Origin of the sequence: Xanthobacter sp. (genome assembly GCF_041911315.1) — a bacterium.
GTDB lineage: Bacteria > Pseudomonadota > Alphaproteobacteria > Rhizobiales > Xanthobacteraceae > Xanthobacter > Xanthobacter aminoxidans.
On sequence record NZ_JAYRPE010000058.1, the window covers coordinates 83549 to 101861 of the forward strand.

Consider the following 18313-nt stretch of genomic DNA (forward strand, 5'->3'; position numbering starts at 1 on the left):
CACGATCAGGCCCTCTTGATGCGCGGGTCGATCGCCGCCTGGGCGATGTCCACCACGAGGTTGAGGAAGACGAAGAACAGCGCCAGCACGAGGATCGTGCCCTGCAGCAACGGCAGGTCGCGCTGGAAGATCGCCGAGTTCAAAAGGAAGCCCGTGCCCGGCCAGGAGAACACCGTCTCGATGAGGATCGAGCCGCCGAGCAGGTAGCCGAGTTGCAGGCCCATGACGGCGATGGCGGTGGGCAAGGCGTTCTTCACCACATGGCGGAATACTTGCGTCTCACGCAGGCCTTTGGAGCGCAGCGCCTCCACGAAATCCTGCGAGAGGATGTCGCCGGTGAGCGCCCGCACCGTGCGCGTGACGATGCCCATGGGAATCACCGACATGGTGACGGCGGGCAGGATGAGGAAGCGCATGTGCTCCCAGTCCCACGACCAGCCGCCCGGCCCCATGCCCACGGCGGGCAGCCAGTTGAGCCACACCGAGAAGATGATGACCAGCACCATGCCCAGCCAGTAATGGGGCACGGAAACGCCGGCCACCGCGATGGAGGTGGCGAGCTTGTCCACCCAGGTGTTGCGGAAATAGCCGGCGATGAGGCCGAAGAAGGCCCCCAGCGCGAAGCCGATGACGGCGGCCGAAACCGCCAGGATGAAGGTGTTGCCGACCGCCGCCGTCACCTCGGCCAGCACCGGGCGGCCGGTGGCGATGGAGGTGCCGAGATTGCCATGCAGCGCATGCCAGACCCACAGGCCGAACTGCACCGGAAGCGGCTGGTCAAATCCGTAGGCCGCGCGCAGCTGCGCCGCGAGTTCCGCCGAGGCGTCCGGCGGTAGCACCGCCACCAGCGGGTCGCCGGGGGTGATGTGCACCAGAAGGAAGCACACCAGCGCCACCGAGACGACGATGGGGATCACATAAACGATGCGCCTGAGGACATAGACCAGCACGGGGCGATCCTGCTTGTGTTGGAAGGGCGCGGGGCCGGCGGCCCCGCGCTTGGATGCGTATCTGCCGACCGTCATGGCCGGGCTTGTCCCGGCCATCCACGTGGTGCGGCCGGGTTCAGCGTCAGAGGTCACTCAGGCGGCCCGACGTGGATGCCCGGGACAAGCCCGGGCATGACGGCCGTCAGGGGAACGGAAGCGCGCGCCGTTACCCTGCGTGCCTCACTGGCTGATGGACACCGGCGAGAAGTCCACGAACCAGCTCTTGGGCTGCACGAAGCCCTTGATCTTGGGGCTGAGCGCGCGCGGGCCCACATCGTGCGCGACCCACAGGAAGGCGGCATCGTCCACCGAAGCCGCATGCAGCTCGGCGAGGGCGGCGTCGCGCGCGGCGGGGTCGAAGGAGTTGCGCGCCTTCTTCACCAGCTCGTCGAACTTGGGGTTGTTGATGTAGCCCCAGTTGTTGGACACCGGCGGCGCCATGCCCGACTGGAGGAAGCGCACCATGGCGAAGAACGGGTCCATGGCCGCATAGGTGATGTTCACTGCGTTGGAGCCGTTGGCGGACGGGTCCTTCGCGCCCTTGCGCCAGTTGGTGAACAGCGTGTTCCACTCGATCACGTCGAGCTTCACGTCGAAATAGCACTCGGCCAGCGCCTGCTGCAGGTATTCGTTCATGGGAAGCGGCAGCATCTGGCCGGATCCCGAGGCCGAGGTCTGCGTGGTCACCTTCAGCTTCTTGTCGGGGCCGAATCCGGCCTCCTTCATCAGCTTCTGGCCTTCCTTCACATCATACTTGATCTGGAAGGTAGGGGTGCCGCGCCAGGGATGGCCGGGCTCCACGGTGCCGGTGGCGGGGGCCATGAGGCCGCCGAGCAGGCCCTCCTTCATGCCCTCGCGGTCGATGCAGAGGTTCGCCGCCATGCGCACCCGGATGTCGTTCCACGGCGAGCCCTCGATGCGGGAGAACTGCCAGGGCCAGACGTGGGGCTGCTCGTTCGCCTCGATCTTGAAGCCGCGAGACTTCAGCTGGGGCAGGGCGTCGGGCGCCGGCGCCTCGATCCAGTCCACCTGCCCGGCGAGGAGGGCGGCGGTGCGGGCGTTGGCCTCGGGCATGGGCAGGAGCACCATGCGGTCGGTCTTCGGGATGCGGTTCTTGTCCCAGTAGGCGGCGTTCTTAACCAGCTCTAGCCGCTCGCGCGGCACGAAGGCGGCCATCTTCCACGGGCCGGTGCCGGAGGCGCTGCGGGCGAAGATGGTCCAGGCCACAGCGGCCTTCGCCTTGGCGTCGGCGCCCTCGGCGGTCTCATAGAGCTTCTGCCAGTGGGCGGGGCTCGCCATGAACAGGTTGGTGAGGTTGTAGGGCAGGAAGGAGTCGGGCTCGGCGGTGGTCAGCTCCACCGTCAAATCGTCGATCTTCTTCGCCGAGCGGAGTGTCGGCATGCGCGAAGCCGTAACGCCCACCTGGCTGGCATCGAACTGGGGTGCCTCCTTGTTGAGCACCTTGTCCACGTTCCACACCACGGCATCGGCGTTGAACGGCGAGCCGTCATGGAAGGTCACGCCGGGGCGCAGCTTGAAGATCCACTTGGTCTTGTCCTGATCGTCCACCTTCCACTCGGTGGCGAGGCCGGGAACGAGGACGCTGGGCTTGGTGGCCGAGGACAGATCCCACAGCACCAGCGCATCATACATGGTGAGGCCGGTGAAGCGGTTGCCCTCGAAACCCTGGTCGGGCTGGCCGAGGGTGCGCGGAATGTCGGCCGCCGTCATGCCGATGCGCAGGGTGGTCTCCGCAGCGGCAAAGCCCGGTGCCAGAAGGGCCGGGACGGCGATGGCGCCCCCCGTGGCCACGAGAAAGGCGGCCGTCCTCAGGAGGCGGCTGGCCGGGCTGTTGCGCAGGTCATTCTTGAGCATCGTCGAGTCCTCTTCGGCGCGATGCCCATGCTGGCTAGCAACCCCTGTGCCACGGCGCAGAAGCCGTCCCGATCCTTTGTGCCGCTGCGGAATGCTTGAAACAGTTCGTCGTCAAATCATCGACAAATTGCATGATTGCCTATCAATTGAGCAAATGCGGTTCATCGCATGCATTTTGGGTCGAGAGGCGTGCGGGGCGCTTTTCAGGGCGGCCCCCGGATGCTTCCTTTGGGGCGGGCAGGGGAGGGCGCCTTGAAGATTCTGGTCCTGAACGCGAATACCAGCGAGGCCGTGACCGATCGCATGGTGGCGGCGCTGAACCGTCGTGCGCCCGCAGGCGTCGAACTTGCCGGCGTCACGGCCAGCTTCGGCCAGCCCTATGTCACCACGCGCCAGTCGGCGGCGGTGGCGGGCCATGCGGCGCTGGAGGCGGTGGCTGCGGCCGCGGCCAAGGAGCAGGAGGAAGGGCGTCCCCCCTTCGATGCCGCCCTCTATGCCTGCTTCGGCGAGCCGGGCCTGGAGGCGCTGCGCGGCACCTTCGCCTTTCCCTTCGCCGGTATGGCCGAGGCGAGCATCCTCGCCGCGCTCCAATTGGGCGAACGCTTCTCCATCGTGGTGCCGCACGGCGAATGGCCCGCCATGTTGCGCGAGCTGATGCGCCGCACCCATCTGGACGGACGCTGCGCCGGCATCGCCATGGTGCCCGGCGACGCGCTCGCTCTGTCTGCCCGCCATGCGGACGGCTCCTCGGACAAGACCTGGGCGGTGGCGCGGGTGGTGGAGGAGACCATCGCCGCACAGGCGCCGGACGTGCTCATCCTCGGCGGCGCGGCGCTGGCCGGCTACGCCGCCGAGATCGAGGTCGCCGCGCCCCTGCCTATCATCGATTCCCTCGAAGCCGGATTCGAGCAGGCGCTGGCCCTCGCCCGGCTCGGCTCATGCCGCAGGGAAAGGCGCTGAGCGGCGGACTGGGGCTTGGCCTTGCAGGGGATTTTCTGTCGTGCCGCGCCGGGCGGGCTGCTATAGGCGGCAGGCCGGCGCCTCCGCGCGACCGGTGCCCGTCCCCGCGTGAGGGGCGGCTGCCGCAGCGAGTTCCCCCTTGATCGTCGATCCCCTCTTCTATGCCGCCGCCGTGCCGGCCACCATTGTGGTGGGCCTCTCCAAGGGCGGCTTCACCGGCCTTTCGGTGCTGGGCCAGCCCATTCTGGCGCTGGTGATGTCGCCCATCCAGGCGGCCGCCATCATCCTGCCGGTGCTGATCGTCCAGGACGTGGTGAGCCTCTACGCCTACTGGCGCCGCTGGAGCCCGAAGGAACTGCTGCGCACCCTTCCGGGCGCCCTTGCCGGCATCGTGCTCGGCTATCTGCTCGCGGCCTCTGTGTCCGACGCGGCGGTGGCCTTCGGCATCGGCGTGCTCTCGGTGGTGGAGGCGGCACGCGCCTTCCTGTCGCGGCGGCTGAAGCGCGCGCCGGGGGAGTCGGGCCCCATCGCCGCCGCGGTGTGGAGCGCCGTCTCCGGCTTCACCAGCATGATCGCCAATGCGGGTGGTCCGCCGCTGATGATATATTTGCTGCGGCGCCCGCTTCCCGTGCAGCAGTTCGCGGCGACGGCCACCGCCTTCTTCGCGGTGGTGAACTGGGTGAAGCTGCCGTTCTTTTTGGCGCTGGGCCAGATCTCATTCGAGAATCTCGCCACCTCGGCCGCGCTGATTCCCATCGCCGTGGTGTCGACCATGGCCGGCGTCTGGCTGGTGCGCCGCGTCTCACCGGCGCGCTTCTTCGGCCTCGTCTACACCATCCTCGCGGTGGTCGGCGTGAAGCTGATCTACGATGGGGTGACGCACTTCTGAAGGCGCATCACCCGCGCCTCAGGTGAGCGGCGCCGGCATCAGTCCCGCAACCGCCGGCCGCGCCTTCAGCCGTCCGTACCACGCGGCGAGGTTGGGCAAGTCGGGCCGTTCCAGCCCGGTGCCCTCCAGCGGCATGTTGAACCAGCGGTGGGCGCAGCAGGCGAGCGGAATGTCGGCGACGGTGAGGCTCTCGCCCACCAGATAAGTGCGGCCGGCGAGCCCCGCCTCCACGATCGCCAGCGCCGCGCCGAGATTGGCGAAGGCCGGGGCGAGGGCCTTCGGATCGCGCTTCTCCGGCGCGGTGCGCACGATGCCCCAGGTCAGCGCGCTCAGCGGTGCCGCGACGGTGCCGAGCTGGAAATCCATCCAGCGCCCGGCCTCGGCCTGCGCGCGCAGATCGGCGGGCATCAGCGTGCCGAGCCCGTGGCGGGTGGCGAGATAGCGCACGATGGCGTTGGATTCCCACAGCACGAAGCCGTCATCGTCGATCACCGGCACCCGGCCGACCGGATTCCTGGCCCGGAACTCCGGGCTATCCACCAGGCCGAAGGCGCCGCCGGCCTCGATCCGCTCGAAGGGCAAGCCAAGCTCCTGGGCGGTCCAGATCACCTTCTCGACGTTCACCGAATTGATGCGGCCCCAGACCTTCAGCATGGTCATATCCCGTCCTCTTTCGGCGCCCTTCTAGTCCCGTTCGCTTGCTGGCGCGAGGCCGTCATCGCTCCGTGAAGGCGCGGGCCATGGCATCGGCGAGGGGGCGCAGCAGATAGCTCAGCACTGTGCGCGAGCCGGTGTGGAAGGCGACTTCCGCATCCATGCCCGGCTGGAGCCGGCTGCGCAGGTCGGCCGGCACGTCCGTCTCGTCCACGCCGACGCGGGCGAGGAAATAGGGCTGGTGGGTGGTCTCGTCCACCAGCCGATCGCGCGACACCGACGCGAGATGGCCGAGCACCATGGGCGTGGTCCGGCCGTGGAAGGCGGGGAAGCGCACTTCCACCGCCTCATGGAGGTCGAGGCGGTCGATGTCCTGCACGGGCACGCGGGCCTCCACCACCAGCGGCGCGTCCAGGGGCACGATCTCCAGCAGCGTATCGCCGGGGCGCACCACGGCGCCCACCGTGTAGATGCGCGGGTTGATGTTCTGCACGATCCCGCTGCTCGGGGCGCGGATCTCGATGCGCTCCAGCACGCTGCGCGTGACCTGAACCTTCTCCTTCAGCTCCGCCAGCTTTTCGCGGATGTCGAGCAACTGGGAGCCGACATCCTCCGCCCGCTGCTGCGTGAGCTGGACGATCTGCATCTTCTGCTCGCCGATAGAGCCCCGTGCCTTGGCCTCGTCAGCAATGTTGCGGCCGACGAGCCCGTCCAGCCGCGCCTTTTCCCGCTCCAGTGAGGAGACGCGCGACTTGTTGACGAGGTGCTTGCGCTCCAGCTCGCGCACGGCGGTCAGTTCGTCTTCGACGAAGACCAATTGCTGCCGGGCCGAAGCGCGTTCCTGGGCAAGCCCCTCCAGCTCATGGCCGAGCTGGAGGATGCGGCCGTTCAGGATGTCGATCTGGCTCTGGAATGCGGCGCGGCGGTCGCGGAACTGGGCGATCTGGTCGGCCATGGCCTCCCGGACGGCAGGCACGCGGGCGAGTTCCAGAAGCTCCGGGGGGAAGGTGATGGTGGTGGCATCGTCCCGTTCGGCGACGAGCCGGGCTTCCAGAGCCAAAGCGGCACGTCGCTGGGCGAGGGCGGCCTCGTCATTGGCCCGCGACTGGGTGGGATCGAGCCGGAACAGGGTTTCGTCCCGTCCCACTTTCTGCCCCTCCTGCACCAGGATGGCGGCGACGATGCCGCCTTCCAGATGCTGCACCACCTGCCGCTTGCTCTCCACGCCGATCACGCCCGGCGCGACCACCGCACCGTCGACGCGGGCCATCGCCGCCCACCCGCCCAAGCCGAGGAAGGTGACGGCGATCAGGGCGTAGCCCGCGAGCGCGACGCTGCGATAGCCCGAGGGCGGCCGGGGCGAGGCGCCGGCGAAGGGACGGTCGGGAAAGGCGGGCGAGGTCATGCGCGCCTCACGGCTGGTTCGCCGGGCCGGCCGAAGAGGCCGGCGCGGTGCCGAGGCCGGCGACGGATTTGCGGACGCGAACAGTCGGTGCCCCACCCCCGGCAGAGGCTGCGGGCTGGGGCATCTGTGTGGGCGCCGAACCCTGGGCGACGCGCTTCATCACTTCGTCGCGCGGGCCGAAGGCGAGGGCGGCGCCATCCTTGAGCGCGAGCACGAGATCGCACTGGGCGAGGGCGGCCGGCCTGTGGGTGATGAGCACCACCGTGCGGCGCGCCGCCTTCAACTGCTTCAGCGCCTCGGTGAGCGCGGCTTCGCCGGCCGGATCGAGGCTGGCATTGGGTTCGTCCAGCACGATCAGCGCCGGCAGGCCGAACACCGCGCGGGCAAGGCCGATGCGCTGGCGCTGCCCGCCCGACAGGGCGAGGCCGCCGTCGCCGATCTCGGTATTGTAGCCCTGCGGCAGTTGCTGGATCATCTCATGGACCCCGGCGAGCTGCGCCGCCGCCACCACGGCCTCCGGCTCGGCGGCGGTGAAGCGGGCGATGTTCTCGGCGATGGTGCCGGCGAACAGCTCCACGTCCTGCGGCAGGTAGCCGACATGGCGGCCGAGCTGCTCCTCGTCCCAATGGGCGAGGTCCGATCCGTCGAGCCGCAGTGCGCCTGACGCGGCCGGCCACACGCCGACCAGCGCTCGCGCGAGGGTGGACTTGCCGGCCGCCGTCGGGCCAATGACGCCGAGGACGCTGCCGGCGTCGAGCCGGAACGACAGCTGCCGCAGCACCGCCGTCTCGCGGCCCGGCGCCCGCACGAACAGGTTCTCCACGCTCACCACCCCCGTGGGTTCCGGCAGGCGCAGCCGCTCAGGCGGGGGAGGGGCGGCGCGCAGCAGCAGCTGGATGCGGCCATAGGCGGTGCGCATGTTCACCACCGATTTCCAGTTGCTCACCGCCTGCTCGATGGGCTGGATGCAGCGGCCCACGAGGATGGAGCCGGCGATGATCATGCCCGGCGAAATCTGCTTCTGGATGGCGAGCCAGGCGCCGAGCCCGAGCACGATGCTCTGCACCAGCGCCCGGTTGAACTTGGTGATGCCGATGAGAAGCGCGCCTCGGTCGCCGGCGCGGCTCTGCCAGCCCATGGCGCCCTCGTGCGCCTCGCTCCAGCGCGCGCGCAGGGCCTTCGACATCCCCATGGCCTTGAGCACTTCCGCATTGCGCAGGGTGGCCGTGGCGAGGGCATTGGCCTTGATGCCGGCGCGGCCCGCCTCAGCGAGGCTCTCGCGGGTGGCGCGGTTGTTCAGCACCGCGAGGAAGCCGGAGAACAGGCAGCTCGCCACCGCCAGCACCCCGTAATAGGGATGCAGCAGCGTCGCGCAGATCATGTAGATGGGCACCCACGGCACATCGCACAAAGCGGCGAGGCCGGCGCCGGCATAGAAGTCGCGCACGGTGTCGAGGTCGCGCAGCGCCTGCGCCTGTCCGTTGCCCGGCGCGCGCAGCGCCATGCGGCGCACGGCATCGAACACGTCCGCCGCCACCTTGGTGTCGAAGGCGATGCCCGCGCGCTCCAGCAGGCGGGAGCGCAGCCCTTCGAGCGCCGCCCACACCAGATAGAGAAAGCCGGTGATGAGGGTGAGCAGCACCAGCGTCTCGATGCTGCGGCTGCCGAGCACCCGGTCATAGACCTGCATCATGTAGATGGAGGCGTTGAGGCCGAGCAGGTTGATGAAGAAGCTGAACACCACGACGCTCACGAAGGCCGGCCGGATCGTCCTCAGAGCCTGGTCCAGTGCCGTCGGCGCGCCCGCGGCGGCTGGTTCTCTCGATCCCGTAACGCTCATGCCCCAGCGTCTCCGGCCCGGCTTCGGGCCTGTGCTCGTCTCGCGCGCGACGGCGCCCCTCCCTTGTATGCGGGCGAAGCGGCCGGCGGAAGCCGCGCCGCGACACGGCGCGATGGCAATCTGCCGTGTCCTTGCGGCAGGTGGGCGTCTTCGACTTCGCCACAATGCGGTGCGAAGATAACGGCACGGAATGACCATGGCCCGCATCTTCGCCCTCCTCGTCGTCTTCATCTCGCTGCTCGGCGCGGCGCCCTGGCTCGTGCCCGTGGCGAAGGAGAGCGCGAAGCTCATCGCCGCGCGGGATGATCCCGCCGCGCTCGCGGACCTCGGCCTTCAGGGCTTCACGGGCGCGGATGCGGCGCGCGCCATCGAGGCGGCCCTGGCGGAGGACGATGCGGCGCTGGCCAGCTCCTATCTCGCGCTGGCCGACGCCCGGCACCTCGCCGTCCCCGCCGATCTGCGCGCGCGGGTGGAGACGGCCAACGGCGTGGCGGCGCAGGCGCTCCACTCCGCCAAGGCGTTCGGCATGGGCTTCGTGACCGGCCAGCCGACCGATCTCGCGGGTCTTGCCGGCGCGGCGACCAGCGACCTCATGGTCTGGGGCGACATCCGCGATGCCGGCCGCGAGGGTTTGAAGATCGCGCGCGGGGAGGAACCGGACCAGCTCATTCTCGGCCTGTCCGCCGTGGGTATCGCGGTGACCGCCGGCACCTATGCCACCGTGGGCGCGAGCCTGCCGGTGCGCATGGGAATTTCCCTGGTTAAGGTGGCGAAGCGCACCGGCCGCCTCTCCGCCGGGCTGCTGCGCAGCTTCACCCGCGCCGCTCGGGAAAGCGTGGATTTCGTCGCCCTGCGCCGCCTCCTCTCCGGCTCGGCAGCGGTGGACGGGGCGGCGGTGAAGAGCGTGGTGCGCACCGATCGCCTCGCCACCCTCACCCGCATGCTGGACGATACCGCCCGCATCGAGGCCAAGGCCGGCACCCGCGCCGCGCTGGAAGGGCTGAAGGTGGCCGAGGGCGGCCGCGACCTCTCCCGTGTCGCCCGGCTCGCCGACACCAAGGGCGTGCAGACGCTCGCCATCCTGAAGACGCTGGGGCGCGGCGCCATCGCCATCACCAGCCTGCTGTTCCAACTCATCTGGTGGGGCTTCCTCGCGGCCTTCTACCTGTTCGCCCTGGTGTCGAGCTTCAATTCCTTCTGCGTCGCCTGCGCCCGGCGCACATGGCGGCACAAGCGGCGCCGGGGGCGCCGGCCCGAGCCTCCCGGTGCGATGCCACGCGGAAGGCTCTTCGTGCGGCGGACGCCGACCGTCGTGCCCGCAGCGGAAATCGCCATTCCGGCCCCGGTCGCCGCCGATGTCATCGCCGCCGCTACCCGCGACGTGCTCGCGGCCACGGAAGCGGTGCGCGCGCTGGGGCAGGAGGAGACCGACGGGGAGTTGGCAGGCGGGGAGGGACCTTCTAGTTTCCCCGCCCGCGCGCCCGAGCGGCGCGAGGCTCCCCCGCTTGTCGTTCCCCCCGAAGGTCCCTCATGCCCCATTTCTCCTCCGATGGCGTCGATATCGCCTATCTCGATCAGGGTGCCGGCGAGCCGGTCCTCCTGATCCACGGCTTCGCCTCCACCAAGGAGATCAACTGGGTCGGCCCCTCCTGGACCAAGACGCTCACCGAGGCCGGATACCGCGTCATCGCCTTCGACCATCGCGGTCACGGGGAATCCGAAAAGCTCTACGATCCCGCCCTTTACGACACCCGCCTGATGGCGGAGGACGCCCACAACCTGCTGCGACACCTCGGCCTCGATCGGGCGGACGTGATCGGCTATTCCATGGGCGCGCGGGTCGCGGCCCAGATGGCGCTGCATTTTCCCCACGCCGTGCGCTCGGCCATTTTCGGCGGGCTGGGCATCCATCTCGTGGAAGGCGCGGGCCTGCCGCAGACGGTGGCGGACGCGCTGGAGGCGCCGAGCCTCGACGAGGTGAAGGATGCCATGGGCCGCATGTTCCGCGCCTTCGCCGACGCCAACAAGGCGGACCTCAAGGCGCTCGCCGCCTGCATCCGTGGCTCCCGGCAGGTGCTGACGCAGGAGGAGGTGGGGCGCATCTTCCAGCCGGTGATGGTCGCCATCGGCACCCGCGATGCGGTGGCCGGCGCAGCAGCGCCGCTGGTGGCGCTGCTGCCGGACGGTACCCAGCTCGACATCCCCAACCGCGACCACAATCCCGCCGTGGGCGACAAGGTGTTCAAGCAGGGCGCTCTCGACTTCCTGAAGGCGCGCCCCTGACGCCGGCCTGTGGGAACCTCTCGCCTTGCCGCAGCATGTGCTAGAACAGGAGCAAGTCTGATCCCCGAGGAGGCAGAGATGCCGCAAGTGCCGATGGTTTCGCCCCTGCCGGTTTCGCCCGCGCCCGACATCGCCGTGCCGCGCGTGACGCGCGTTGGCACCGAGCGCTGGCACGATGTGGTGGACCCGGTCTGGGCGCGCCTGCGCAACGAGGCCGAGGAGGCCGCCGAGCGCGAGCCGCTGCTCGCCGGCTTCTTCACCAGCGCCATCCTCGGCCAGCCGAGCCTGGAAGCCGTGATCGGCGAGCGCATCGCCGCCCGTCTCGGCGACACCGATCTGCCGGGCTCAGCCATCCGCGCCGCCTGGCTCGATGCGGTCGCCCGCGACAAGGACATCTCCCAGGCCCTCCGCGCGGACGTGATGGCGGTGGTGGACCGCGATCCCGCCGCTGACCGCACGCTGGAGCCGGTGCTGTATTTCAAGGGCTTCCACGCCATCCAGTCGCACCGGCTGGCTCATTCCCTGTGGAACAACGGGCACAAGGACTTCGCGCTCTATCTCCAGAGCCGGGCCTCTTCCGTCTTTGCCGTGGACATCCATCCGCAGGTACCGATCGGGCGGGGCGTGTTCTTCGACCATGCGACCGGCATCGTGATCGGCGCGACGGCGGTGATCGAGGACGATGTCTCGATCCTGCAGGGTGTTACCCTCGGCGGCACCGGCAAGGAAAGCGGCGACCGCCATCCCAAGATCCGCCGCGGCGTGCTCATCGGTGCCGGGGCCAAGGTGCTGGGCAATATCGAGGTGGGCCGCTGCGCCCGCGTCGCCGCCGGCTCCGTGGTGCTGAAGCCGGTGCCCCGCAATTCGACCGTCGCCGGCATCCCGGCCAAGGTGGTGGGCGAGGCCGGCTGCGCCGAGCCTTCGCGCTCCATGGACCAGATGTTCGAGGACAACATCTGGTCCGGTGCGGACATCTGACCCCGCCGGCTTGAACGCGCACCCGATGGCGGCCATAAGGCGGCCATCCGCTCTCAGGAGGACACCCCTTGGACAAGACCGAGATCGAGCAGGTGCAGCGTTATATGCGGAACCTCTTCAACAATCCGCAGATCAACGTGGCAGCCCGCGCGAAGCCGAAGGGCAGCGCCGAGGTGTTCCTCGGCGAGGAAGCGATCGGCACTCTGGACAAGGACGAGGAGGACGGCGAGCTTTCCTATCATTTCCGCATGCCGGTTCTGGATAAGGATGCCCCCAGCTACCTCCGCACCAAGTTTGGCAACCCGAAGTTCAAGGTGGTCGCCTTCGCCAAGTCCAAGGACACGGCCGAGGTCTATCTCGGCGATGATGCCATCGGCACTCTCACCAAGGACGAGGAAAAGGGGAAGGCCACGCAGAACTTCCGCATGGCCATCTTCGAGACCGACCTCGAGTGAGCCTGCGACAGGCGCGGGCGTCCAGCGGGACGCTTGCGCCCGGCCCTGAACGCGCTACACCTCTGGCATATTGAATCCAGAGGGGAGGGCGCCGTGGCGCTGCTGGAGGTCTCCGGGGAGCGGTTCAGGGTGGAGGTGACGGGGCCGGAGGGCGCGCCGCCGCTCATCCTCTCCCATTCCCTCGGCTGCACGCTCGGCATGTGGGACGAGGTGGTGCCGCTGTTCGCGGGCCGCCGCCTCATCCGCTACGACGCCCGCGGCCATGGCGAGAGCGCCGCACCCGACCAAGTCTATTCCATGGGCGACCTCGGCCGCGACGTGCTGGCGATCATGGACCGGCTGAACCTCGCCACCGCTGATTTCTGCGGCCTGTCGCTGGGCGGCATGGTGGGCCAGTGGCTGGCGCTGAATGCGCCCCAGCGCCTCACCCGCCTCATCCTGTCCAACACCACCGCCCATGCTGGCCCGGCGCGCTTCTGGGATCACCGCATCAAGGCGGTGCGCAAGGACGGCACCGGCCCCATCGCCGATTCCGTCATCGACAGCTGGTTCACGTCCGAGTTCAAGGCGCAGCGCCCCGCCCGCGTGGCGGAGGTCCGGGCGATGGTCACGGGCACGAAGCCTTCCGGCTACATAGGCACCAGTGCCGCCATGCGCGACATGGATTTCCGCACCGACGTGGCGCGCATCGCCACCCAGACGCTGGTCATCGTCTCCGACGGCGATCGCTCGACGCCACCGGCCTGGGGCGAGGCCATCGCCGCGGCCATTCCCGGCGCGAAGCTGGCGCGCCTGCCGGGCGGGCACCTCTCCGCCATCGAGCAGCCGGAGGCGTTTGTGCGGACCGTCTCGGCGTTCCTCGCATAGGCGCGCGCTCGCGTCGCGCCGGCCGGGCGTGACATCGCCCGGCGCTTGTGGAAGATGCCGCGAATGCGTGGAGGCGCGGCATGGCATCCCATCAGAGCGGTCACGGTCACGGCCACGATCACGACGACCACGATAGCCAAGACCACGACCAACACCAAGACCACGCCGGCCATTCGCACGGCCATGGCGGCCACGGCCATTCCCACGCCCCGCCGGATTCGCTGCGGGCCTTCGCCATCGGTGCCGGGCTGAACCTCGGCTTCGTCATCATCGAGGCAGGGTTCGGCTTCATGTCCGGCTCGCTCGCCCTTCTGGCGGATGCGGGCCACAATCTCTCCGACGTGCTCGGCCTGCTGCTCGCCTGGGGTGCCGCATGGCTGTCGCGCCGGGCGCCGACGGCGAAGCACACCTACGGCTACGGCCGTTCCTCCATCCTCGCCGCGCTCGCCAATGCGACGCTGCTGCTGGTCGCCACCGGCGGCATCATCCTGGAAGCTTTCGGCCGGATCGCCGATCCCGAGCCGATCCAGACCGGAATCGTGATGGTGGTGGCGCTGGTGGGCGTCGGCGTGAACATCGGCACGGCGCTTTTGTTCATGGCGGGGCGCAAGGGCGATCTGAACGTCCGGGGCGCGTTCGTGCACATGGTTGCGGACGGCGCGATCTCGCTGGGCGTGGTGATCGCCGGTGCGGTGATCGCCCTCACCGGCTGGCTGTGGCTGGACCCGGTGGTGTCGCTGGCGATCTCCGTCGCCATCATCGCCGGCACATGGGGGCTGTTGCGGGACAGCGTGAACCTCGCCATGGACATGGTGCCGGAGGGCGTCGACGCCGCGGAGGTGGAAGCCTATCTCGCTGCGCGGCCGGGGGTGAGTGAGGTCCACGACCTGCACATCTGGGGCCTCAGCACCACATCTGTGGCGCTCAGCGCCCATCTGGTGCGGCCCGGCGCGACGCTGGACGATGATTTCCTGTCGGAGACGTGCGCGGAGCTGAAAGCCCGCTTCGGCATCGTCCACCCGGTGCTGCAGGTGGAAGAGGGGCGCATGCAATGCGCCCTCGCGCCGAGGGATGTGGTGTAAAGCCGATCGCCCGCTCCAGGCGGGCGGCGGGCGAAATCAGGCCGCCTTCGGCGCCTGCAACCCTTCCAGCGCTTCGCGGGCGATGGGCTGAAGTCCCTCGCCGCCGTGCGCCACGTGCTCGGCGATCTTGGAGCGCATGCGCGGGTCCCAGAACTTCTTGATGTGCGTGCGCGTCGCCTCCACGGCCGCCTCGTGCTTCTGCGCGGCGAAGGCGGTGGCGATCTGGTTGGCCATGTAGACCAGCTTCTCGGTGGAGTTATGCGACATGGTCCCGTTCCGATGACGCGGGCGCGATGCGCCCGGGATGGGTGAAAATCTCGAAGCCGTCATCGCGCACGATGGCGGCAAGGGTGATGCCCGCTGCCTCCGCCGTCCGGATGGCGAGGGAGGTGGGAGCGGATACCGCGGCGATGACGCCCACACCCAGCACTGCCGCCTTCTGCACCATCTCGATGGAGACGCGGCTGGTGAGCAGCAGCAGGCCCCGCGCGGTGTCGAAGCCGGCATCGGCGGCCATGCCGACGAGCTTGTCCAAAGCGTTGTGGCGGCCCACGTCCTCCGCCAGCGCGAGGATGCCCCGGCCGGGTTCGAAATAGGCGGCGGCGTGCACCGCGCGGGTCTCGCGGTTCAGCGTCTGAAGCGGGCCGAGGGTCGCCATGGCGTCCAGCACCACGTCCGGCGCGAAGACGGACGTGGCGGTGACATGGGCGGCGGGCTTCACCGCCTCGGCGAGGCTTTCCACCCCGCACAGGCCGCAGCCGGTGGGGCCGGCGAGCGCCCGGCGCCGGGCGGAAAGATGCTTCATCTTCTCCTCGGCGATCCACATGCGCGCCTCGATGCCCTCATCGACGACGATCACGTCGCGGGAGAGGATTTCCTCCTTCGCCGCGACGATGCCCTCGGTGAGGGCAAAGCCCAGCGCGAAGGCGGCGATGTCGGTGGGGCTCGCCATCATCACCGCATGGGTGGTGCCATTGAAGGTGAGGGCGACCGGCACTTCCTCCGGCACCGCCCGGGTGCCGGAGGAGACCTGCCCGTCCCGCAGCTGCACACGCTCCACCCGCCGCGCCGGAGGGGGCGCGGGGAGGTTGGCAGGCAGGGGGCAGGCAGGCTCGTCGGTCATCTCGTCCATTCAGATGGGAGCACCTGAGGGCGCCCGGAAGGGGGGAGCAGGGGGGCGGAGGCCCCCGGCCTCACTCCGCCGCGATGCGGCGGCTGGTGCGGCTGAGGTTCTCGTACTCCTCCTGCCACTGGGTCGGGCCGTTGGAGGGCGAGACCTGCACCGCCGTCACCTTGTATTCGGGGCAGTTGGTGGCCCAGTCCGAATAGTCGGTCGTCACCACGTTGGCCTGCGTCACCGGGTGATGGAAGGTAGTGTAGACCACGCCCGGGGCGACGCGATCGGAGATCACCGCGCGCAGCGAGGTGGAGCCGGCGCGGCTGTCGAGCTTCACGAAGTCGCCGTCGCGGATGCCGCGGACCTCGGCGTCGTGGGCATGGATCTCCAGCACGTCCTCCGGGTGCCAGACCACGTTCTCGGTGCGCCGGGTCTGGGCGCCCACGTTGTACTGGCTGAGGATGCGGCCGGTGGTGAGCAGCAGCGGGAAGCGCGGCCCGGTCTTCTCGTCGGTGGGCACATACTCGGTGAGCATGAACTTGCCCTTGCCGCGCACGAAGCCGCCGATGTGCATGATCGGCGTGCCTTCCGGCGCCTTCTCGTTGCAGGGCCACTGCACCGAGCCCATCTCGTCGAGCAGCTTGTAGTTCACGCCGGCGAACGAGGGCGTCAGCGCCGCGATCTCGTCCATGATCTCGCCGGGGTGGCTGTAGGTCATGGGGAAGCCCAGCGCGTTGGACAGCATCTGGGTGACTTCCCAGTCCGCATAGCCGTTCTTCGGCGCCATCACCTTGCGGATGCGCTGGATGCGGCGCTCGGCATTGGTGAAGGTGCCGTCCTTCTCAAGGAAGGAGCAGCCCGGCAGGAAGACGTGGGCGTAGTTGGCGGTCTCGTTCAGGAACAGGTCCTGCACCACCAGGCACTCCAGCGCGGCAAGGCCGGCGGAGACATGCTTGGTGTCGGGGTCGGACTGGAGGATGTCCTCGCCCTGCACGTACATGCCCTTGTAGGTGCCTTCCACGGCCGCATCGAACATGTTCGGAATGCGCAGGCCCGGCTCGTCGTCGAGCCCGACACCCCAGAGGGCTTCGAACGATGCGCGGGTGGCGTCGTCCGAGATGTGGCGGTAGCCCGGCAGCTCGTGTGGGAACGAGCCCATGTCGCACGAGCCCTGCACGTTGTTCTGGCCACGCAGCGGGTTCACGCCCACGCCGTTGCGGCCGATGTTGCCGGTGGCCATGGCGAGGTTGGCGATGGCGATGACGGTGGTCGAGCCCTGCGAATGCTCGGTCACGCCCAGGCCGTAATAGATCGCGCCGTTGCCGCCGGTGGCATAGAGCCGGGCGGCGCCGCGCACCGCGTCAGCCGGAACGCCGGTGTACTTCTCCACCGCCTCGGGGGAGTGGCGCTCCTCGGCGACGAAGGCGGCCCATTCCTGGAACTCCTCCCAGTCGCAGCGCTCGCGCACGAACTGCTCGTTCACCAGACCCTCGGTGACGATGACGTGGGCCATGGCGGTGACGATCGCCACGTTGGTGCCGGGCCGCAGCGGCAGGTGGTAGGCCGCCTCGATGTGGGGCGAGCGCACCACGTCGGTGCGGCGCGGATCGACCACAATGAGCTTGGCGCCCTGGCGCAGCCGCTTCTTGAGGCGCGAGCCGAACACCGGGTGGCCGTCGGTCGGGTTGGCGCCGATTATGAGCACCACGTCGGACTCTTCGATGCTGTCGAAGTCCTGCGTGCCGGCCGAGGTGCCGTAGGTCACGGACAGGCCGTAGCCGGTGGGCGAGTGGCAGACGCGGGCGCAGGTGTCCACGTTGTTGTTGCCGAAGCCGCCGCGGATCAGCTTCTGGACGAGGTAGGTCTCCTCGTTGGTGCAGCGCGAGGAGGTGATGCCACCCACCGAGCGCTTGCCGTACTTCTCCTGGATGCGCTTGAACTCGGAGGCGGCGTAGGCGATCGCCTCCTCATAGCTCACTTCCTTCCACGGCTCGTGGATGGAGGAGCGGATCATGGGCTTCAGGATGCGGTCCTGGTGGACGGCGTAGCCATAGGCGAAACGGCCCTTCACGCAGGAATGGCCCCGGTTCGCCTTGCCATCCTTGTAGGGCACCATGCGCACCAGCTCGTCGCCGCGCATCTCGGCCTTGAAGGTGCAGCCGACGCCACAATAGGCGCACGTCGTCACCACCGAATGCTCGGGGGTGCCGATGTTGTACATGGCCTTCTCGTTCAGCGTCGCGGTCGGGCAGGACTGCACGCAGGCGCCGCAGGAGACGCACTCCGAGGTGAGGAAGCTCTCGTCCATGCCGGGCGAGACGCGGCTGTCGAAGCCACGGCCGGAGATGGTGAGCGCGAAGGTGCCCTGCACTTCCTCGCAGGCGCGGACGCAGCGGTTGCAGACGATGCACTTCGACTTTTCATAGGTGAAGTAGGGGTTGGACTCGTCCTTCCCGAGCTTCGTGTGGTTCTCGCCCTCATAGCCGTAGCGCACGTCGCGCAGGCCGACGACGCCGGCCATGTCCTGCAGCTCGCAATCGCCGTTGGCGGAGCAGGTCAGGCAGTCCAGCGGGTGGTCGGAGATGTAGAGCTCCATCACCCCCTTGCGGATCTTCTTGAGCCGCTCGGTCTGGGTCTTCACCACGATGCCATCCGCCACCGGCGTGGTGCAGGAGGCGGGGGTGCCGTTGCGGCCCTCGATCTCGACGAGGCACAGACGGCAGGAGCCGAAGGCGTCGAGCATGTCGGTGGCGCAGAGCTTGGGGATCTGGTTCCCCACCTCCATCGCGGCGCGCATGATGGAGGTGCCTTCCGGCACCTGCACCTTCATGCCGTCGATGGTGAGCGTGACCAGCTTCTCGGACTTGGAAGCCGGCGTGCCGTAGTCGATTTCATGGACGAGGGACATGTCGTTCCTCC

General features: G+C 69.0%; 16 protein-coding genes. 8 read left to right on the forward strand and 8 right to left on the reverse strand.

What is annotated here, in order from left to right; translation table 11 throughout:
• Positions 1–5: 5 nt before the first annotated feature.
• Together ACE3QW_RS16830 and ACE3QW_RS16835 are read right to left on the reverse strand one after the other, a co-directional pair.
• Positions 6–950 (reverse strand): ABC transporter permease, encoded by a 945-nt coding sequence (locus ACE3QW_RS16830; RefSeq protein ID WP_374252678.1) that lies wholly within the window; start codon positions 948–950, stop codon positions 6–8.
• Positions 951–1169: 219 nt separating this feature from the next.
• The gene (locus tag ACE3QW_RS16835) at positions 1170–2864 is read right to left on the reverse strand and encodes an ABC transporter substrate-binding protein (RefSeq protein WP_374252680.1); all 1695 of its coding nucleotides are present in this window, start codon (positions 2862–2864) and stop codon (positions 1170–1172) included.
• A 252-nt stretch (positions 2865–3116) separates the two neighbouring features.
• On the opposite strand from ACE3QW_RS16835, the gene ACE3QW_RS16840 reads away from it, so the two are divergent.
• On the forward strand, positions 3117–3824 hold the full coding sequence (locus ACE3QW_RS16840; RefSeq protein WP_374252682.1) for an aspartate/glutamate racemase family protein: 708 nt from the start codon (positions 3117–3119) through the stop codon (positions 3822–3824).
• A gap of 139 nt (positions 3825–3963) precedes the next feature.
• A complete protein-coding gene (locus ACE3QW_RS16845) occupies positions 3964–4713 on the forward strand; it encodes a sulfite exporter TauE/SafE family protein (protein WP_374252684.1) in 750 nt (249 codons plus the stop codon).
• A gap of 18 nt (positions 4714–4731) precedes the next feature.
• On the opposite strand, the gene ACE3QW_RS16850 is transcribed toward ACE3QW_RS16845, so the two are convergent.
• Genes ACE3QW_RS16850 through ACE3QW_RS16860 form a run of 3 tightly spaced genes read right to left on the reverse strand, consistent with a single transcriptional unit; the run spans position 4732 to position 8612 of the window.
• The gene (locus ACE3QW_RS16850; protein WP_374252686.1) at positions 4732–5373 is read right to left on the reverse strand and encodes a glutathione S-transferase family protein; all 642 of its coding nucleotides are present in this window, start codon (positions 5371–5373) and stop codon (positions 4732–4734) included.
• A 55-nt stretch (positions 5374–5428) separates the two neighbouring features.
• Positions 5429–6772, reverse strand: coding sequence for an HlyD family type I secretion periplasmic adaptor subunit (locus ACE3QW_RS16855; protein WP_029557978.1), 1344 nt, complete (start codon positions 6770–6772; stop codon positions 5429–5431).
• Between the two features lie 7 nt (positions 6773–6779).
• The gene (locus ACE3QW_RS16860; protein WP_374252688.1) at positions 6780–8612 is read right to left on the reverse strand and encodes a type I secretion system permease/ATPase; all 1833 of its coding nucleotides are present in this window, start codon (positions 8610–8612) and stop codon (positions 6780–6782) included.
• A gap of 196 nt (positions 8613–8808) precedes the next feature.
• Here ACE3QW_RS16860 and ACE3QW_RS16865 point away from each other — a divergent pair, with 196 nt between their 5' ends.
• The 6 genes from ACE3QW_RS16865 to ACE3QW_RS16890 all read left to right on the forward strand — a co-directional run bounded on the left by ACE3QW_RS16865 (position 8809) and on the right by ACE3QW_RS16890 (position 14277).
• Positions 8809–10215, forward strand: coding sequence for a hypothetical protein (locus ACE3QW_RS16865; RefSeq protein WP_374252689.1), 1407 nt, complete (start codon positions 8809–8811; stop codon positions 10213–10215).
• Positions 10143–10895: an alpha/beta fold hydrolase gene (locus ACE3QW_RS16870; protein WP_374252691.1), complete on the forward strand. Its 753-nt coding sequence runs from the start codon at positions 10143–10145 to the stop codon at positions 10893–10895. Before ACE3QW_RS16865 ends, ACE3QW_RS16870 begins: the two co-directional genes overlap by 73 nt.
• 78 nt (positions 10896–10973) lie before the next feature.
• Entirely contained in the window at positions 10974–11873 is a 900-nt protein-coding gene (gene cysE, locus ACE3QW_RS16875) for a serine O-acetyltransferase (RefSeq protein ID WP_374252693.1), read from the forward strand.
• Between the two features lie 68 nt (positions 11874–11941).
• On the forward strand, positions 11942–12328 hold the full coding sequence (locus ACE3QW_RS16880) for a DUF3126 family protein (protein ID WP_024279618.1): 387 nt from the start codon (positions 11942–11944) through the stop codon (positions 12326–12328).
• Positions 12329–12421: 93 nt separating this feature from the next.
• Positions 12422–13195 carry a 3-oxoadipate enol-lactonase gene (gene pcaD / locus ACE3QW_RS16885; RefSeq protein WP_374252695.1) on the forward strand — a complete coding sequence of 258 codons (774 nt, stop codon included), beginning with the start codon at positions 12422–12424 and terminating at the stop codon, positions 13193–13195.
• Positions 13196–13275: 80 nt separating this feature from the next.
• Positions 13276–14277, forward strand: a complete 1002-nt coding sequence (locus ACE3QW_RS16890; protein ID WP_374252696.1) for a cation diffusion facilitator family transporter — start codon at positions 13276–13278, stop codon at positions 14275–14277.
• A gap of 36 nt (positions 14278–14313) precedes the next feature.
• Here ACE3QW_RS16890 and ACE3QW_RS16895 read toward each other — a convergent pair whose 3' ends face one another.
• From ACE3QW_RS16895 to fdhF, 3 genes are all read right to left on the reverse strand, one after another.
• Positions 14314–14544, reverse strand: coding sequence for a formate dehydrogenase subunit delta (locus ACE3QW_RS16895; protein WP_024279615.1), 231 nt, complete (start codon positions 14542–14544; stop codon positions 14314–14316).
• Positions 14534–15400: a formate dehydrogenase accessory sulfurtransferase FdhD gene (gene fdhD, locus ACE3QW_RS16900; protein WP_374252769.1), complete on the reverse strand. Its 867-nt coding sequence runs from the start codon at positions 15398–15400 to the stop codon at positions 14534–14536. The genes ACE3QW_RS16895 and fdhD overlap by 11 nt, the downstream gene beginning before the upstream one ends.
• A 70-nt stretch (positions 15401–15470) precedes the next feature.
• On the reverse strand, positions 15471–18302 hold the full coding sequence (fdhF, locus tag ACE3QW_RS16905; RefSeq protein ID WP_374252698.1) for a formate dehydrogenase subunit alpha: 2832 nt from the start codon (positions 18300–18302) through the stop codon (positions 15471–15473).
• Between the last annotated feature and the right edge of the window lie 11 nt (positions 18303–18313).